We start from the raw sequence: 15,854 nt of genomic DNA, 5'->3' as shown, positions 1-15,854 counted from the left end.
GAGATGGCCACCGCCTTCGTCGCCGTGGCGGCCGCCGCCTCTACGGCGCCGCTCAACCCCGCCTACCGGGCCGACGAGCTCGATTTCTACCTGACCGACATCGGCGCCAAGGCGATCCTCGTCGCGGAGGGTGAGACCGGCCCCGCGGTGACGGTGGCCGAACGCCTCGGCATCGGCGTGCTGCGGCTCGTCGTGCAGCCCGGCACACCGGCCGGCAGTTTTGCTATCGAGGGCGCGGCGATCGGACCGAAGGCCGCGCCCGACATGGCGCAAGACAGCGACATTGCGCTGCTGCTGCATACCTCCGGCACGACATCGCGTCCAAAACTGGTGCCGCTCAGCCATGCCAACATCGCGGCCTCGGCAGCTCATATCGGCGGCACGCTTGGCCTGACGGCCGATGACCGTTGCCTCAATATCATGCCGCTGTTCCACATTCACGGCCTGATCGCGGCCGTGCTGTCGTCGCTGGCTGCCGGCGGCAGCATCTACTGCACGCCGGGTTTCAACGCGCTGCGCTTCTTCCAGTGGCTGAGCGAGGCGCAGCCGAGCTGGTACACGGCGGTGCCGACCATGCATCAGGCGATCCTGGCCCGCGCGGCACGCAACACCGAGGCGCTGGCGGCGGCGCGCCTGCGCTTCATCCGCTCGTCCTCGGCGTCGCTGCCGGCGCAGGTAATGACTGAGCTGGAAGCGACCTTCGGCTGCCCAGTGATCGAATCCTACGGGATGACCGAGGCGGCTCACCAGATGGCCTCGAACCGGCTGCCGCCGGGCCAGCGCAAGCCCGGCAGCGTTGGTGCCTCCGCCGGGCCGGAGGTGGCTGTGATGGCGCCCGACGGGCGGCTGCTCGATGCAGGCGAGTCCGGCGAGATCGTCATCCGCGGGCCCAATGTCACGACGGGCTACGAAAAGAACCCGGATGCCAACGCCACGGCTTTCGCGCATGGCTGGTTCCACACCGGCGACCAGGGCGTGCTGGACGGGGACGGCTATCTCAGGGTCACCGGTCGGCTCAAGGAGATCATCAATCGCGGCGGCGAAAAGATCTCGCCACTCGAGGTCGACGATGTGCTGATGGACCATCCGGCGGTGGCACAGGTCGTCACCTTCGCCATGCCGCATGACAAGCTTGGCGAGGAGGTGGCGGCGGCGGTTGTGCTGCGCGAAGGCATCAGCGCCGCTGAGAGCGACATCCGCACCTATGCCGCGACGCGGCTTGCCGACTTCAAAGTGCCGCGCAAGATCCTGATCCTGGACGAGATCCCCAAGGGCGCGACCGGCAAATTGCAGCGCATCGGCCTTGCCGCCAAACTCGGGCTTTGACGATGAAGATCACCATCTTCGGCGCCGGTGCGATCGGCGGCTATCTCGCTGCCAAGCTTGCCGCCGCCGGCCGCACCGATCTCTCGATCGTCGCGCGCGGCGCCCATCTGGAAGCGATCAAGGCAGATGGCCTGCGCCTGATCGAGGATGGCCAGGAGACGTCCGTCCCCGTCCGGGCCGCCGCCAAGGCCGAGGAACTTGGCGTGCAGGATTATGTCGTGCTGGCGCTGAAGGCCCATTCCCTCACCCCGGCGCTCGACCAGATCGCACCGCTGCTTGGGGACCACACATCAGTCGTCACCATGCAGAACGGCGTGCCGTGGTGGTATTTCCACGGCGTCGGCGGGCCGCTCGAAGGCACCAGGCTGAACGCGGTCGATCCCGGCGGCGCGATCTGGCAGCGGATTGGACCGGACCGCGTCATCGGCTCGGTCGTCTATCCCGCGGTCGAGGTCGATGCGCCGGGGCTCATCCGCCATGTCGAGGGCAAACGCTTCTCGCTCGGCGAACCCTCGGGCGAGCGCAGCGAACGGGTCACGCTTCTGGCCGAGGAGATGGTCAAGGGCGGCTTGCAGGCGCCGGTGCGCGAAGACATCCGCAGCGAGATCTGGGTAAAACTGTGGGGCAATCTTTCGTTCAACCCGATCTCGGCGCTGACCGGCAGCACGCTTGCCGCGATCGTTGCCGACGAGGGCACCCGCACGCTCGCCCGCACCATGATGCTGGAGGCGCAGGCGATCGGCGAAAGCCTCGGCGTGCGTTTTCCCATCGCGGTCGACCGGCGCATCAAGGGCGCCGGCGATGTCGGCGAGCACAAGACCTCGATGCTGCAGGACCTGGAGCGTGGCCGGCCGATGGAGATCGACGCGCTGGTGAGCGCGGTGCAGGAACTTGGCAGGCTAACGGACAAGCCGACCCCGACCATCGATGCCGTGCTGGCGCTGGTGCGGCGGCTGGCGGTGGAACGCGGGTGTTATGGATAATGGGCTCGGGGTTGATCAGCACCGTGGCGAGGGCGCGACGATCCAGGCCTTGAAGCGCCTTGGCCTCATCTCCCAGCTTGACCAGGGTTAGCAGCATGCTGAACGCCATTCACCACGTCGCGCTCATCTGCACCGACTACGACCGGTCGCGACGGTTCTACGTCGAACTCCTCGGCCTCGATCTGATCCGGGAGGTTTATCGGGAGGAGCGGCAGTCATGGAAGGCGGATCTGCGGATCGGGTCGGCCCAACTGGAATTGTTCTCCTTCCCTGCACCGGCGACGCGGCCGTCCCACCCAGAGGCTACAGGCCTGAGACATCTGGCATTCGCGGTGGCTAATCTTGATCCCGTGATTATCCGCCTGGAAGCCGCAGGCGTTGCCGTCGAGCCAATCCGGATCGATCCATACACAGACCAACGGTTTACCTTTTTCAGGGACCCGGATGGATTGCCGCTGGAACTCTACGAAGCCCCATAAGGAACGGTTCGATTTCACGATGGGCGCTTTGTACTGACGGTCTCGGTATCGGCGGACCGCGAATCTGTGCTAAGCGCCGCCCAACTAACCAAAGGACGACACCAATGAGCGAACTGACCGTGGCCGAGGCGACCGAGAGCATCTATGCCTCGCTCCGGGCGGACAATGCCGACATCGACACACATATCGCGGCGCTTAAGGCGGCGCTGACGCGAGAGGGGATCAAACAGGCGGTGTTCGATCCGACCAAGCTGGCGCAGAACAACCGCTCGGGCCGCAAGTTGATGCAGGCTTATTTTCGGCAACGCGGCGTGAGCGTGAAGTTTTCGGACCAGTAGAACCGCGCGCGATCTCAACCGTGTGATTGGTTGGTTTCGGACGCATGTTCTCCGACGCTCCGGGCCCTCCCATTTGACCGACTCAATAACAGCGATCTGCGGCCGCAAGGGCTTCGGCACGGTGAGCTTGGTCCAGTGCGCCAATCCGTCGGACCGACGCATAGAACCTGACATAGTCGCCCGAGCACAGATCGAACAGGCGCAGAAACGCGGTCACCCGATCGCTATAGACGGAAGTCGCGGCGAGCTTTGCATTGTTGATCGGGGAAGCGAACCAGGCATCGTATCCCCGGTATCGGCCCCAGCGCCTGTCGCGCATGTGTCGGTAGCGCATCCGCAGCCGTTCAATCGCCGCCGTCTTTGCGGCCAGTTTTTGCTCCGAGGTTCCGGCGTTGGAATAGACTTTTGCCAACTCGTCCCGTGTTTGCGACACCAGCGCAAGAAATTCAGCTTTGCGCCTCCGGGCGGCTTCGTAACGGCGCAATGCGGCGGTATCGCCAGCCGCGCGCAGCCATTTTCTCACGCCGGTCGTTTCGACGGCGACAGCGAACGACTCGTTGAATGCGGAATCGTCGTGCACGTAGACGCGCTGGTGGGCCAGTTCATGGAACACCAGCCCTGCAAGATAGGTTTTATCCTCGCTGAACATCGTGCTCAGCAGCGGGTCACTCGACCAGCCAAGCGTGGAATATGCGGTGATGCCCGTCACATAGACATCCATGCCCTGTCCTTGAAGTTCGGCAGCGGTTTCAATTGCGGACTTCCTGGAGAAATATCCCCGGTAGGGCACGCAGCCGAAAACGGGAAAACACCATGTTCGCGGCGTCAGCGAGAATGCCGGCGCGGCGAAGACGGCCCATGTCACCGAATCCCGGCCGATATCGACATAGCTGCGGTAGCTGCTGTTGTCGGGCAGCGCCAGTTCATCCGTTGCGAACTGTCGTATGGCGCTCGCCGATGCCATTCGAGCGCGCAATGCCTTCGGCGTCGAAGGGTCCTCGATCAGTTTTCCGACATCCTGGCGCGCCGTCATGATCCGCAGATGACCCTGCACGGATTGCGCGTAATAGGAAACACTGGTGCAGCCGGTCGCGCCAGACACCACGATCATAACGGCAACCAATCGAAAGAATGCGCGCATCACGATTTGCCCACAGCAGTGCTCCCGTACCGATCGGGCGATTGTCGCGATTGCCCCAGGTCCCAAGCAGCCGCATCGATTTGATCGAGGTCTATAGCTTTCTAAAGAATCCGGACAGAATATTCGGACCCACTTCGCCAGGGCGCAGTCTGATCCCGTCCTCGAAGCAGTTCAGCGTCATGCATTCGAAGCCGCTGCGTGCGAGGAATGCCACCAGCGAGTCACGATCGAAGTGGTGGAGGTGCTCGTCGGGAAGACGCATACGCCACGTCCGGAACCAGGCGTCGCCGTCGGCGCCGAGCTCGCGCCAGCGGCAATAAGGGACGGCGACGGCCAGGTAGCGGGCCTTAAGCCGGGCGAGGAAACCCAGATCCGGGATATGCTCAAGCACATCGAACATGGCGACGAGATCCCACGAGCTGGAGAGCGCCTCATCCCAATCGACGAAGCGGACGCCCTTGGGCAGCGGAAACCTGGTTATGTCGCAGCCGGCGCAGTCGGCGACCCCGGTTATTTTCGCGGCTTCGATGAATGTGCCGGTGCCATATCCAATCTCCAGCACGGACCGGGGGATCTCGCCAGTGATCCCCAGCACCCAGCCGAGTCGCTGATATCCGAGCTTGATGGTCCGGTCACTCAGGTCCTCGTAATAGGAAATGTACTGCTTGTCATACTTGATCGGTTTGGAGTCGACCTGGTGGATCACGCCAAACCCGTCCACCGCGTAGTTGTCCAACATTGGCGTGCGGCCCCCCAGGTTCCGAGTTCCTTACCGGCAGAACTAGGACGCAACCGGACAATCGAGCGGTCAGGTATTCAGCCGCCAGCTTGAACTGCTCAGTCCTTGCCCGCCCGCTTGAAAATCCGCGCATAAAATTCGCCGACGATGCCGCGCCGGAAGATCAGCACGCACACCATGAAGATGAGGCCGGTGGCGATGGTCACCGGAAAGCCGGAAGTGGCAAGCGTGTTTTCCAGGCCAATGACAAGGCTGGCGCCGATGATCGGCCCGACCATGGTGCCGATGCCGCCGAGAAGCGTCATCAGGATCACTTCGCCCGACATCTGCCAGGTGACGTCGGTGAGCGTGGCGAACTGGAAAACGATCGCCTTGAGCGAGCCGGCCAGCCCGGCCAGGGCCGCCGACATGACGAAGGCGCCCAGCTTGTAGTTGGCGACGGAATAGCCCAGCGAAATGGCGCGGTTCTCGTTCTCGCGGATCGAGCGCAGGATCATGCCGAACGGCGAGTTGACGATGCGCCAGATGGCGAAGACGCCGATCAGGAACACCGCCAGCACGAAGTAATACATGTTCAGCGAGACGTTCAGGTCGAGGACGCCAAGCAGCATGCCGCGCGGCACGCCCTGAATGCCGTCCTCGCCTTGCGTGAAGGGCGACTGCACACAGAAGAAGAAGAACATCTGCGACAGCGCCAGCGTGATCATGGCGAAATAGATGCCTTGCCGGCGAATGGCGAAAAAGCCCATGACAAGGCCGAGCAAGGCCGCACCCGCCATGCCGAGCAGAATGCCGGCTTCCGGCGGCCAGCCCCAGACCTTGACGGCATGCGCGGTGAAGTAGGCGGCGCCGCCGAAGAAGGTGGCGTGGCCGAACGATAAGAGCCCGGTATAGCCGAGCAGAAGATTGAACGCGCAGGCAAACAGCGCGAAACACAGCATCTTCATCAGGAAGATCGGATAGATCAGGAAAGGCGCTACCAGCAGCGCCAGGATGCCGAGCCCGACCAGCATCCATTCCAGCCGTGCCGAGGTTTTGGCCGATGCCTCGCGAAGCGTCAGTTCGGTCATGTCAGATGTCCCTTCCGACATGTCAAGCGTCCCTTCCGAACAGGCCAGCCGGCCGGACCAGAAGCACGATGGCCATGATGACGAAGACCACGAGATTGGAGGCCTCGGGGTAGAAGACCTTGGTCAGGCCCTCGGCGAGGCCAAGCATGTAGCCGGTGACGATCGCACCGAGGATCGATCCCATGCCGCCGACCACCACCACCGCGAAGACGACGATGATGAGGTCCGATCCCATAAGCGGGCTCACCTGATAGATCGGTGCTGCCAGAATGCCGGCAAGCCCGGCCAGCGCGGAGCCAAGGCCGTAGGTGAGGGTCAGCAGCAACGGCACGTTGACGCCGAAAGCCTGGACGAGACGGGGATTCTCGGTTGCCGCGCGCAGATAGGATCCAAGCCTGGTCTTCTCGATCAGCGCCCAGGTGCCGAAGCAGACGATCAGCGAGGCGACCACGACCCAGCCGCGATAGTTGGGCAGGAACATGAAGCCGAGATTGGTGCCGCCGGCAAGCAGCGGCGGCACGGCGTAGGGGTTTCCCGAGACGCCGTAATAATAGCGGAAGATGCCTTCGAGTACGAGCGCGAGGCCGAAGGTGAAGAGCAGCCCGTAGAGCGGATCGAGATCGTACAGCCTCGACAGCGCCAGGCGCTCGACCACGACGCCGAAGATGCCAACTATCAGCGGCACAAGGATCAAAGCGGGCCAATAGCCGATGCCGAGATGGGTGAGAAGCAGGTAGCCGACGAAGGCGCCGAACATATACTGGGCGCCATGGGCGAAATTGATGACGCGCAGCAAGCCGAATATGACAGCCAGGCCCAGGCTCAGCATGGCGTAGAACGAGCCGTTGATCAGGCCGACCAGCAACTGGCCGAGGAAGGCCTGAACCGGGATTCCGAAGATCATCGTCATGGCGCCATCATACACCCAGGACTTCGTGGAGCTGCGCCATGCGGTCCGGCAGTTCGCCGACCGGAAACCCCGCCACCACCTTGCCGTGCTCCATCAGATAGAAACGGTCGGCGACACGACTGGCGAAGCGAAAGTTCTGCTCGACCAGCAGGATCGTCATGCCGCGCTTTTTCAACGTCGCCAGCAACGCGCCGATGCGCTGCACGATGACGGGAGCGAGCCCCTCCGTCGGTTCGTCGAGGAGCAGCATCTTCACGCCGGTTCGCAGCATGCGCGCGATCGCCAGCATCTGCTGTTCGCCGCCCGACAGCCTGGTGCCGGGACTGTTGCGCCGCTCCTTCAGATTGGGGAACAGATCGAATATCTCCTCGACGCTCATGCCGCCCTGCGCGACGACCGGCGGCAGAACCAGATTCTCGTCCACGGTCAGCGTTGCGAAGATGCCGCGCTCCTCCGGCACGAAGCCGATGCCTTGATGGGCGGTGCGGTGCAGCGGCAGCCGCATCAGGTCCTTGCCGTCGAAGGCGATCCGGCCGGTCCGCTTGCGGATCAACCCCATGATGGCGCGCAGCGTCGTCGTCTTGCCGACGCCATTGCGGCCGAGCAGCGTGACCGTCTCGCCGGCAAACACTTCCAGATCGACACCGTGCAGCGCATGGCCCTCGCCATACCAGGCGTTGAGGCCGGTGACGGCAAGCAGAGGTGCGGCACTAGTCATCGGCGGTGCCCATATAGGCGATCTTGACGCGCTCGTCGCGGCTAACGGTGGCGTAGTCGCCAGCGGCCAGCACCTCGCCGCGCTGCATGACCGTTATCCAGTCGCAAAGGTCGGCCACCACGGTCAGATTGTGCTCGACCATCAGCACGGCGCGATCCCTGGCAACCGAACGGATGAGGCTGGAAACCGTGGCCACGTCCTCATGCCCCATGCCGGCCATCGGCTCGTCCAGCAGCAGCACTTTCGGATCGAGCGCGAGCGTCGTGGCGATCTCCAGCACGCGTTTTCTGCCATAGGAAAGATCGCCGGCGAGCCTGTTCCTGGCGTCGTCGAGACCAACCGAGCGCAGCAATTCCTCGGCGCGCGGGGTCAGCCGGTCGAGCGCCGCGAGCGAGCGCCAGAATTGAACGGCAAGACCACCCGGCCGCTGCAGCGCGACGCGAACATTGTCGAGCACGCTGAGGTGCGGAAAAATCGCCGATATCTGGAACGAGCGCACCAGCCCCATCCGCGCAACCCTGGCCGGCGAGGTGCGGGTGATGTCGTGGCCAAGCAGCTCGATCCTGCCGCTGGTCGGCGCCAGGAACTTGGTGAGCAGGTTGAAGACGGTCGTCTTGCCGGCGCCGTTGGGTCCGATCAGGGCATGGATGTTGCCATGGCGGACATCGATATCGACGTTTTTGACGGCGATGAAGCCGGCAAAGTCGCGTCGCAACCCGCGGGCGGAAAGCACAACCCGCGGCTCGTTCGCGTCCAGGTCAGTCGGCGCCATCGGCCGCGCCGATCACTGGCCGGCCGTCGGACAGCCGCTTTCCTTCTCGCTGAGGAAGGCCTCGTTGCCTGGAATGGTGGCGAGATATTTGTAGTAGTCCCAATCCTTGGTGCTCTCGGCTGGCGACTTGACCTGGTAGAGGTACATGTCGTGAACCATGTTGCCGTCCGCCTGCACCTTGCCGTTGGTTATCACCGCGTCGTCCACAGGCATCGAATGCAGCTGCTTGGCGACGGCTTCGGTCTCGTCCGTGCCGGCTTTGTCGATCGCCTTCAAATACTGCGTCACCGCCGAATAGGTCGCGGCCTGGATCATGTTCGGCATGCGGTTGGTGCGCTTGAAAAAGCGCTGCCCGAATTCGCGGCTCTTGTCGTCGCGATCCCAGTAATAGCCTTCGGTCAGCACGACGCCCTGCGCCGCTTGAAGGCCAAGCCCATGCACCTCGGCCAGCGTGAACAGGAGTGCGGCAAGACGCTGGCCGCCCTGCACGATACCGAATTCGGCCGCCTGCTTGATGGAGTTGGAGGTATCGAGGCCGGCATTGGCCAGGCCGATGACCTTGGCGCCCGACGATTGCGCCTGCAGCAGGAAGGACGAATAATCGGTCGATCCCAGGGGATAACGCACCTCGCCCAGCACCTTGCCGCCATGGCTTTCGACGAACTTGGTGGTCTGATCCTTCAGCGAGTAGCCGAATGCATAGTCGACGGTGACGAAGAACCAGCTGTCGCCGCCCTGCTGCACGAGAGAGCCGCCGGTACCCACCGCCTGCGAGTGAGTGTCATAGGCCCAGTGGAAGCCGTAGGGCGAGCACTGTTTGCCGGTCAGCTCCGTGGTCGCCGCGCCGGTGACGATGTCGATCTTCTTCTTTTCCTTGGAAATCCCCTGGACGGCGAGCGCTACCGAAGAGGTCGTCAGTTCCATGATGGCATCGACTTGCTCGGTGTCGTACCACTGCCGGGCGATGTTGGAGGCGATATCCGGCTTGTTCTGGTGGTCGGCGCTGATGATTTCTATCGGCGCTCCCTGCACCTTGCCGCCGAAATCCTCAACGGCCATCTTGGCCGCCTCGACCGACCACTTGCCGCCGAAGTCGGCGTAGACGCCCGACTGGTCGTTGAGGATGCCGATCTTGACCTTGCCGTCGGAAATTTCGGCGGCCGAAGCGGGGATCGCGGATGCGGCGAGAAGTGCCGCGGAAACGAAAAGGCTTACCTTCATGGTTGACTTCCTCCCATAGCGATGAATCCGACCGACCCTCCTACGATCGATCATCGCAATGGTATTGAACATGAGGAAGATAGGGACAGAGGGCAAGAGGCCGTTAGGGATTTAGTGTTCGAAGCGATACGGTTTGGCGGCGCAACGCGAGCCTTGGGCGAGAGATAGAGACACAAACATGTGAACCGCCCGGCGGCAGTGCCGGCTCAGCCCTCGGCGGCGACGAGGTGGCCGTTGCCGACATCCCTCAGCGCCAGTTTCAGCGGCGCCTCGCCGATCCTGCGGGTGGCGCTCGGGATTTCCTGGTCGAGGCGCGCGAAGCGGCTTCTGCGCTGCGCGGGATCGGGCACGGGCACGGCTTCGATCAGGCGCCTGGTGTAGGGATGGCGCGGGTTGGAAAAGACCTGGTCGCGGGTGCCCATCTCGACGATCTGGCCGAGATACATGACGGCGACGCGGTCGGAGATGTTCTCGACCACCGCCATGTCATGCGAGATGAAGAGATAGGCGACGCCGAATTCGCGCTGCAATTCCTTCAACAGATCGAGCACGCGCGCCTGCACCGAGACGTCGAGCGCCGAGACGCTTTCGTCGGCGATGATCAGCTTCGGCCGCAGTGCAAGCGCGCGGGCAATGCAGACGCGCTGGCGCTGGCCGCCGGAGAATTCATGCGGATAGAGTTCCATCTGGTCGGCCGACAGGCCGACGCGCTCGAACAGCGCTGCGACACGCTCGCTGCGCTCTTCCTTCGAGGCGATACCGTGGATCAGCAGCGGCTCGGCGACGAGGTCGCCGACACGCATGCGTGGGTCCAACGAGGCATAGGGGTCCTGGAAAATCATCTGCACGTCGCGGCGCACCGCCTTGCGCTCGTCGCGGCCGAGGCCGGACAGATTGCGGCCGCCAATGGCGATGTCGCCGCTGTAGGGCACCAGTCCGGCCAGCGCCTTGGCGGTGGTCGACTTGCCACAACCGGATTCGCCGACCAGCGCCAGCGTCTCGTTGGGCGCGATCGAGAAGCTGACGCCTTCGACGGCGTGGACGCAACGAGTGACCCGGCCGAAGAAGCCGCCATGCAGGTCGAAACGGACATGCAGGTCCTTGACGTCAGCGACATTGGCCGGCGTTGCCGTCTCGGCACTCCTGGATTCCTGGCGACCGATACCGCTGCCGATGCGCGGCACGGCGGCCAGCAGCTCGCGCGTGTAGCCGGCTTGCGGCCTGGCGAAAATGTCAGCGGTTTTTCCCTCTTCGACCATGCGGCCATGCCGCATGATGATGACGCGGTCGGCCATTTCGGCGACGACGCCCATGTCATGAGTGATGAGGATGACGCTGGTGCCATGCTGGCGCTGCAGATCGCGCAAAAGTTCCAGCACCTCGCCTTGCACGGTGACGTCGAGCGCCGTCGTCGGCTCGTCGGCGATCAGCACGTCCGGCTCGAGCGCCAGCGCCATGGCGATCATCACCCGCTGGCGCATGCCGCCGGACAGTTCGTGCGGAAACTGCTTTAGCCGGCTTTCGGCTTCCGAAATGCGCACCGCCTTCAGCGCCTCGATGGCACGCTGGCGAGCCTCGCTCTGCGACAGGGAGGTATGCGCCTCGATGGATTCGGTGAGCTGCCGGCCGATCGACAGCACCGGGTTGAGTGAGGTCATCGGCTCCTGGAAGATCATGGCGATGCGGTTGCCGCGAATGCGCCGCATCCGGCGCTCGTCCAGAATCGTCAGATCTGTATCGCCGAGATGGACCTTGCCGGATGAAATCCTGGCGGCAGGCTGCGGCAGAAGCTGCATGATGGCCAGAGCGGTCATCGATTTGCCGGAGCCGGATTCACCGGCAATGCACAGCGTCTCGCCACGAGACAACGTCAGCGACAGGTCGGAGACGACCTCGCGCTCGCCCTCCTCGCCGCGCACGCTGACGGAGAGGTTGGCGATGTCGAGTATGGGTTCGCTGGCGGTGATCATTGCGCGCGTGACCCGGAGAGGGATTTACTCCGGCACCCCCCCCTCCTCATTCAAACACGCAGCGCGGAAAGTAGAACGACACCACCCAGTTCGGCATGTCAACGATCTCGCTGATGCGGAGATCGCCGCAGACCGAGGCCAGCATATAGGCCTCGACTGGGTCGATGTGATAACGACCGGCGAGCAGGTCGACCATCTGCGCAACCGCTTCCCTGGCGCCGGTCATCAGGTCCGGACCGATGCCGGTCGTCACCTCATAGCCCTTGGCGTCGAGATGGCGCGTCACCGGGCCTGGCGTGGTGAAGCGCGGCGTCTTCAGCCTGGCATCCTTGACCAGGTCGAGCTTGAGCACGACGTCCATCGGACTTTCGATCGCCGTGCCGCAGACCTCGCCGTCACCTTGCGCGGCATGGGTGTCGCCGACCGAAAACAGCGCGCCCGCCACTTCCACCGGCAGATAGAGCGTGGTGCCGGCGGCGAGATCGCGGATGTCGAGATTGCCGCCGACGCGCCTTGGCGGCACCACCGAGTGGTGGCCCTTTTCCGCCAGCGCGTTGCCTATGGTGCCGGCGAAGGGTTTCAACGGCACACGCGCATTCTTGCCGAACAGCGCCGGCTCGAGCGAGGCAGCGTCGTATTTCCAGATGTTCAGCGCCGGCTCCTTGAAGTCGTCGGCGAGCAGCCCAAAGCCCGGAATGTTGGCCGTCCAGCCGAAGCCGGACGGCTTGAACATCTCGATCGTCACCTTCAGCGCGTCACCCGGCTCGGCCCCCTCGACGAAGATCGGCCCGGTCACCGGATTGACGGTGGCGAAGTCGAGCTTGGCGACGTCGGCGACCGTGCTGCCGGCCTGCAACTGGCCGCCGGAGGAATCGAGGCACTGGAACTCGATCGTCGAGCCGGGCGCCACCCGCTCGGCCGGGGCAAACGAATTGTCCCAGCCGAAATGATGTTGGCGCCCGTGGATGGTGTAGTCGCAGTTATTGCACATCTTTTACGTACACATTGTCGTAGTTGATCGGGATATGAACCGGGTCGACATAGAGGTTGTCGGCGCCGCCCATGCGCGCCGATTTCATGGTGAAGCGCTGCTCGTTGAAGACCGGCGCCCAGGGCGCGTCTTCCATCACCTTGTCGTAGATGGCGCTCCACATCTTGTCGCGTTCGCCTGATTTAGCCGGGTCGACCACCGAGTCGGCCTCGGCCGCCTTGGCGTCGAGATCCTTGTTGCAATACCACGACCAGTTCCAGCCGCCGGGCACCGCACCGGCGCAGCCGAGGATCGGGCCGTAGAAGTTCGACGGATCCGGGAAGTCGGCGATCCAGGCCATGCCGCCGGACCAGATCATCGGTGCGCCGGCCTTGTCGCCGCCGGCGGCAATCACGTTTGCCTGCGCCAGCGACTGGATGCTGGCCTTGATGCCGATCGCCGCCAGATCCTGCTGGATCGCCTGGGCGATGCGCGGGTTGGGATCGGTGTTCATGGCAAACAGCTGTGTCTCGAAGCCGTCGGGGTGGCCAGCCTCTGCGAGCAGCGCCTTGGCCTTGGCGACGTCATAGGGATAGCCCTTGTATTCCTTGTCGTAGCCCGGCATCGACGGCGGCAGCGGCTGGTTGGCCGGCACGGCGCGGCCGTTGATGATCTGGATGACGCGCGCCTTGTTGATCGCCATGTTGACTGCCTGGCGCACCTTAACATTGTCGAACGGCGCCATGGTGGTGTTCATGGTGACATAGCCGGTGTGCAGCTGGCCGCCTTCGACGACGCGTGCCTTCTGCTCGGGATCGGCCATCACCTCCTGGAATTTTGCTGGCGGAATGCCGTCGCCGGGGACGTCGATCTCGCCCTTCTGCAGGCGCAGCAGCGCCACGATCGGCTCCTGGCCGATCTCGAAGGTGATCTTGTCCAGATGCGGCAGGCCCTTGTGCCAATAGTCCGCATTGCGCTCGAAGACGATGCGCTCGCCGAGCGTCCACTCGGCGAGCTTGAAGGCGCCGGTGCCGACCGGATGCTTGCCGAAATCGGCGCCGTATTTCTCGACCTCTTCCTTCGGCACGACATGGGCGAAGTTGATGGCCATCACATGCAGGAAGGTGGCGTCGGGGCGGGTCAATTCGAATTTGACCGTGTAAGGGTCGACGACGGTGACGCCGGAGAGGCTCTCGGCCTTGCCGGCGGCGACATCGTCATAGCCCTTGATCGAGCCGAAGAAGCCGGCGCCGGGGCTCTGCGTCTTCGGATTGGTGACGCGGTCGAGCGAATATTTCACGTCGTCGGCCGTCATCTCGCGGCCATTGTGGAATTTCACGCCATGGCGCAGCTTGAAGGTGAAGGTCTTGCCGTCGGGCGAAATCTCGTAGCTTTCGGCGAGGTCGGGTTTCAAATTGGTGGTGCCCGGCTCGTAGTCCATCAACCCGTCGAACAGACTCTTGATCATCGACCAGTTCTGCCAGTCATAGCCGATCGCCGGATCGAGCGTGGCGACGTCGTCCTTGTAGGTGATGGTGATGGCGCCGCCCTGCTTGGCGTTCGGATCGACGGCGTCCTCGGCGCGAACGCTCGTCATGCCGAGCATCAGCGCCAGCGCCGATGCCGCTACCGTGGATGCGAGAAACCTTTTCATTTTTATGTTCCCTTTCTCTGTCTGGTTTTCATTTCATCTGAGCTTGATGCGGGGGTCGATGAAGGGCGCGATGATGTCGGCCAGCAGATTGCCCAGCACGATGGCGAAGGCCGACACCAGCGTCACACCCATGATGATCGGGATGTCGACGCGCTGGATGGCCTGCCAGGCGAGCTGGCCAATGCCGGGCCAGCCGAATACGCTTTCGACGACGACGATGCCGCCCATGAAGATGCCTATGTCGATGCCGATCATGGCGATCACCGGCAGGATGGCGTTGGGCAGCGCATGGCGGAACAGGATAGCTCGCCGCGCCAGGCCTTTGGCGCGGGCGGTGCGCACGTAATCCTGGCGCAGCACGTCGATCATCGACGAGCGCATCATGCGCGCGTACCAGCCCGCGCCGAGGATTCCCATGGTCAGTGACGGCAGCACCAGATGACGCCAGGTGCCGTAGCCGCCGATCGGGAACCAGCTGAGCCGCACGGCAAAGACGTAGAGCAGCAGCAGACCGACGACGAATTGCGGCGCCGAGACGCCGACGAAGGAGGCGACCATCAGCGTCTGGTCAGTGGCGGTGCCGCGCTTGACGGCGGCGATCAGGCCCATGCTCAGGCCGAGCAACAGCTCGCACAGGATGGCGCCGACCATCAGCAACAGGCTGGCCGGCAGCCGCGAAACGATCAGCTCGGTGACTTCGGAGCGCTGGATGTAGGAGCGGCCGAGATCGCCGCTGACGAGCTTCGTGAGATAGCGCCAGTACTGGACGACGAACGGCTGGTCGAGGCCGAGCTGCTGGCGGATGTTCTCGACCGTCTGCGGCGTGGCACTGCGGCCGGCGATCTGGCGCACCGGATCGGCGGGCAGGAGATAGAGCAGAGCGAAGGTGATCAGCGAGACGCCGAGCAGGATCAGCAGCGACTGGATGAGGCGGCGGCCGAGATAGGCGATCATGCCCGGCCTCTTTGCGTCGGATCGAGGATGTCGCGCAGCGCATCGCCGATCAGGTTGAAGGCGAGCGCCAGCGCCAGGATCGCGGCACCCGGAAAGAACACCAGCCAGGGTGCGGCCTGGAAATAGGTCTGGTTCTCGAAGATGATGTTGCCCCAGGACGCCGTGGGCGGCTGGACGCCGATGCCGAGGAAGGAGAGTGTCGCCTCGAGCAGCACGGTGGTCGAAATGCCGAGCGTGCCCCAGACGATGATGGTCGGTAAGAGATGCGGCAGGATGTGGCGAAACAGGATGCGCGGCGCGCTCGCGCCGATGGTGCGTTCGGCATCGATGAACTCACGCTCCGCCAGCGATGAGGTCTCGGTGTAGATGACGCGGGCGGTCTGCACCCAGTTGACCAAAGCGATGACCATGGCGACGATCCACAGGCTGGGCTCGAACACCGCGGCCAGGCAAATGGCGAGCAGCAGTGCCGGAAACGCCATCATCAAATCGGTGAAACGCATCAGCGCGCTGCCGATCCAGCCACGGAAATAGCCGGCGACAACACCGACCAGCGTGCCAATGAACAGTGCCACGCCATTGGCGACGATGCCGATGATCAGCGAGGTG

The 15,854-nt window shown here is 63.7% G+C and carries 16 protein-coding genes; 4 read left to right on the top strand and 12 right to left on the bottom strand.

Annotation, left to right across the window (positions count from 1 at the left end; genetic code table 11):
• From EN879_RS05800 to EN879_RS05785, 4 genes are all read left to right on the top strand, one after another.
• Nucleotides 1–1,326: AMP-binding protein (locus EN879_RS05800; RefSeq protein ID WP_127273978.1), on the top strand; the 1,326-nt coding region annotated here is incomplete at its 5' end.
• A 2-nt stretch (nucleotides 1,327–1,328) separates the two neighbouring features.
• Nucleotides 1,329–2,309: a 2-dehydropantoate 2-reductase gene (locus EN879_RS05795; protein WP_013528521.1), complete on the top strand. Its 981-nt coding sequence runs from the start codon at nucleotides 1,329–1,331 to the stop codon at nucleotides 2,307–2,309.
• A 95-nt stretch (nucleotides 2,310–2,404) separates the two neighbouring features.
• Complete coding sequence (locus EN879_RS05790) at nucleotides 2,405–2,788, top strand: VOC family protein (RefSeq protein WP_082826717.1); 384 nt, start codon at nucleotides 2,405–2,407, stop codon at nucleotides 2,786–2,788.
• 104 nt (nucleotides 2,789–2,892) lie between these two features.
• Nucleotides 2,893–3,126 carry a hypothetical protein gene (locus EN879_RS05785; RefSeq protein ID WP_063169708.1) on the top strand — a complete coding sequence of 78 codons (234 nt, stop codon included), beginning with the start codon at nucleotides 2,893–2,895 and terminating at the stop codon, nucleotides 3,124–3,126.
• A gap of 82 nt (nucleotides 3,127–3,208) precedes the next feature.
• Here EN879_RS05785 and EN879_RS05780 read toward each other — a convergent pair whose 3' ends face one another.
• The 12 genes from EN879_RS05780 to EN879_RS05725 form a co-directional block, all read right to left on the bottom strand.
• The gene (locus EN879_RS05780; protein WP_063169707.1) at nucleotides 3,209–4,267 is read right to left on the bottom strand and encodes an aminopeptidase; all 1,059 of its coding nucleotides are present in this window, start codon (nucleotides 4,265–4,267) and stop codon (nucleotides 3,209–3,211) included.
• Between the two features lie 91 nt (nucleotides 4,268–4,358).
• A complete protein-coding gene (locus EN879_RS05775) occupies nucleotides 4,359–5,006 on the bottom strand; it encodes a class I SAM-dependent methyltransferase (RefSeq protein WP_063169706.1) in 648 nt (215 codons plus the stop codon).
• A gap of 98 nt (nucleotides 5,007–5,104) precedes the next feature.
• Nucleotides 5,105–6,076: a branched-chain amino acid ABC transporter permease gene (locus EN879_RS05770; RefSeq protein WP_024502115.1), complete on the bottom strand. Its 972-nt coding sequence runs from the start codon at nucleotides 6,074–6,076 to the stop codon at nucleotides 5,105–5,107.
• 22 nt (nucleotides 6,077–6,098) lie between these two features.
• The gene (locus EN879_RS05765; RefSeq protein WP_063170419.1) at nucleotides 6,099–6,986 is read right to left on the bottom strand and encodes a branched-chain amino acid ABC transporter permease; all 888 of its coding nucleotides are present in this window, start codon (nucleotides 6,984–6,986) and stop codon (nucleotides 6,099–6,101) included.
• Nucleotides 6,987–6,993: 7 nt separating this feature from the next.
• Nucleotides 6,994–7,704, bottom strand: a complete 711-nt coding sequence (locus tag EN879_RS05760; protein ID WP_013528528.1) for an ABC transporter ATP-binding protein — start codon at nucleotides 7,702–7,704, stop codon at nucleotides 6,994–6,996.
• Nucleotides 7,697–8,476 carry an ABC transporter ATP-binding protein gene (locus EN879_RS05755; protein WP_063169705.1) on the bottom strand — a complete coding sequence of 260 codons (780 nt, stop codon included), beginning with the start codon at nucleotides 8,474–8,476 and terminating at the stop codon, nucleotides 7,697–7,699. The genes EN879_RS05760 and EN879_RS05755 overlap by 8 nt, the downstream gene beginning before the upstream one ends.
• Before the next feature lie 12 nt (nucleotides 8,477–8,488).
• On the bottom strand, nucleotides 8,489–9,697 hold the full coding sequence (locus EN879_RS05750) for an ABC transporter substrate-binding protein (RefSeq protein ID WP_013528530.1): 1,209 nt from the start codon (nucleotides 9,695–9,697) through the stop codon (nucleotides 8,489–8,491).
• A 206-nt stretch (nucleotides 9,698–9,903) separates the two neighbouring features.
• Entirely contained in the window at nucleotides 9,904–11,667 is a 1,764-nt protein-coding gene (locus EN879_RS05745; RefSeq protein WP_063169704.1) for an ABC transporter ATP-binding protein, read from the bottom strand.
• 46 nt (nucleotides 11,668–11,713) lie between these two features.
• Nucleotides 11,714–12,658 carry an acetamidase/formamidase family protein gene (locus tag EN879_RS05740; RefSeq protein ID WP_024502120.1) on the bottom strand — a complete coding sequence of 315 codons (945 nt, stop codon included), beginning with the start codon at nucleotides 12,656–12,658 and terminating at the stop codon, nucleotides 11,714–11,716.
• On the bottom strand, nucleotides 12,648–14,291 hold the full coding sequence (locus EN879_RS05735) for an ABC transporter substrate-binding protein (RefSeq protein ID WP_063169703.1): 1,644 nt from the start codon (nucleotides 14,289–14,291) through the stop codon (nucleotides 12,648–12,650). Before EN879_RS05735 ends, EN879_RS05740 begins: the two co-directional genes overlap by 11 nt.
• Before the next feature lie 33 nt (nucleotides 14,292–14,324).
• Nucleotides 14,325–15,245: an ABC transporter permease gene (locus tag EN879_RS05730; RefSeq protein ID WP_024502122.1), complete on the bottom strand. Its 921-nt coding sequence runs from the start codon at nucleotides 15,243–15,245 to the stop codon at nucleotides 14,325–14,327.
• Nucleotides 15,242–15,854 (bottom strand): ABC transporter permease (locus EN879_RS05725; protein ID WP_164774324.1); only part of this gene is annotated, 613 nt, incomplete at its 5' end. The genes EN879_RS05725 and EN879_RS05730, both read right to left, overlap by 4 nt.

It is taken from the genome of Mesorhizobium sp. M7A.F.Ca.AU.002.02.1.1, assembly GCF_003998535.1.
Taxonomy (GTDB): Bacteria; Pseudomonadota; Alphaproteobacteria; order Rhizobiales; family Rhizobiaceae; genus Mesorhizobium; species Mesorhizobium ciceri.
The sequence above is the reverse complement of the archived record's forward strand: the minus strand, read 5'-3'. Positions and strand labels throughout refer to the sequence as shown.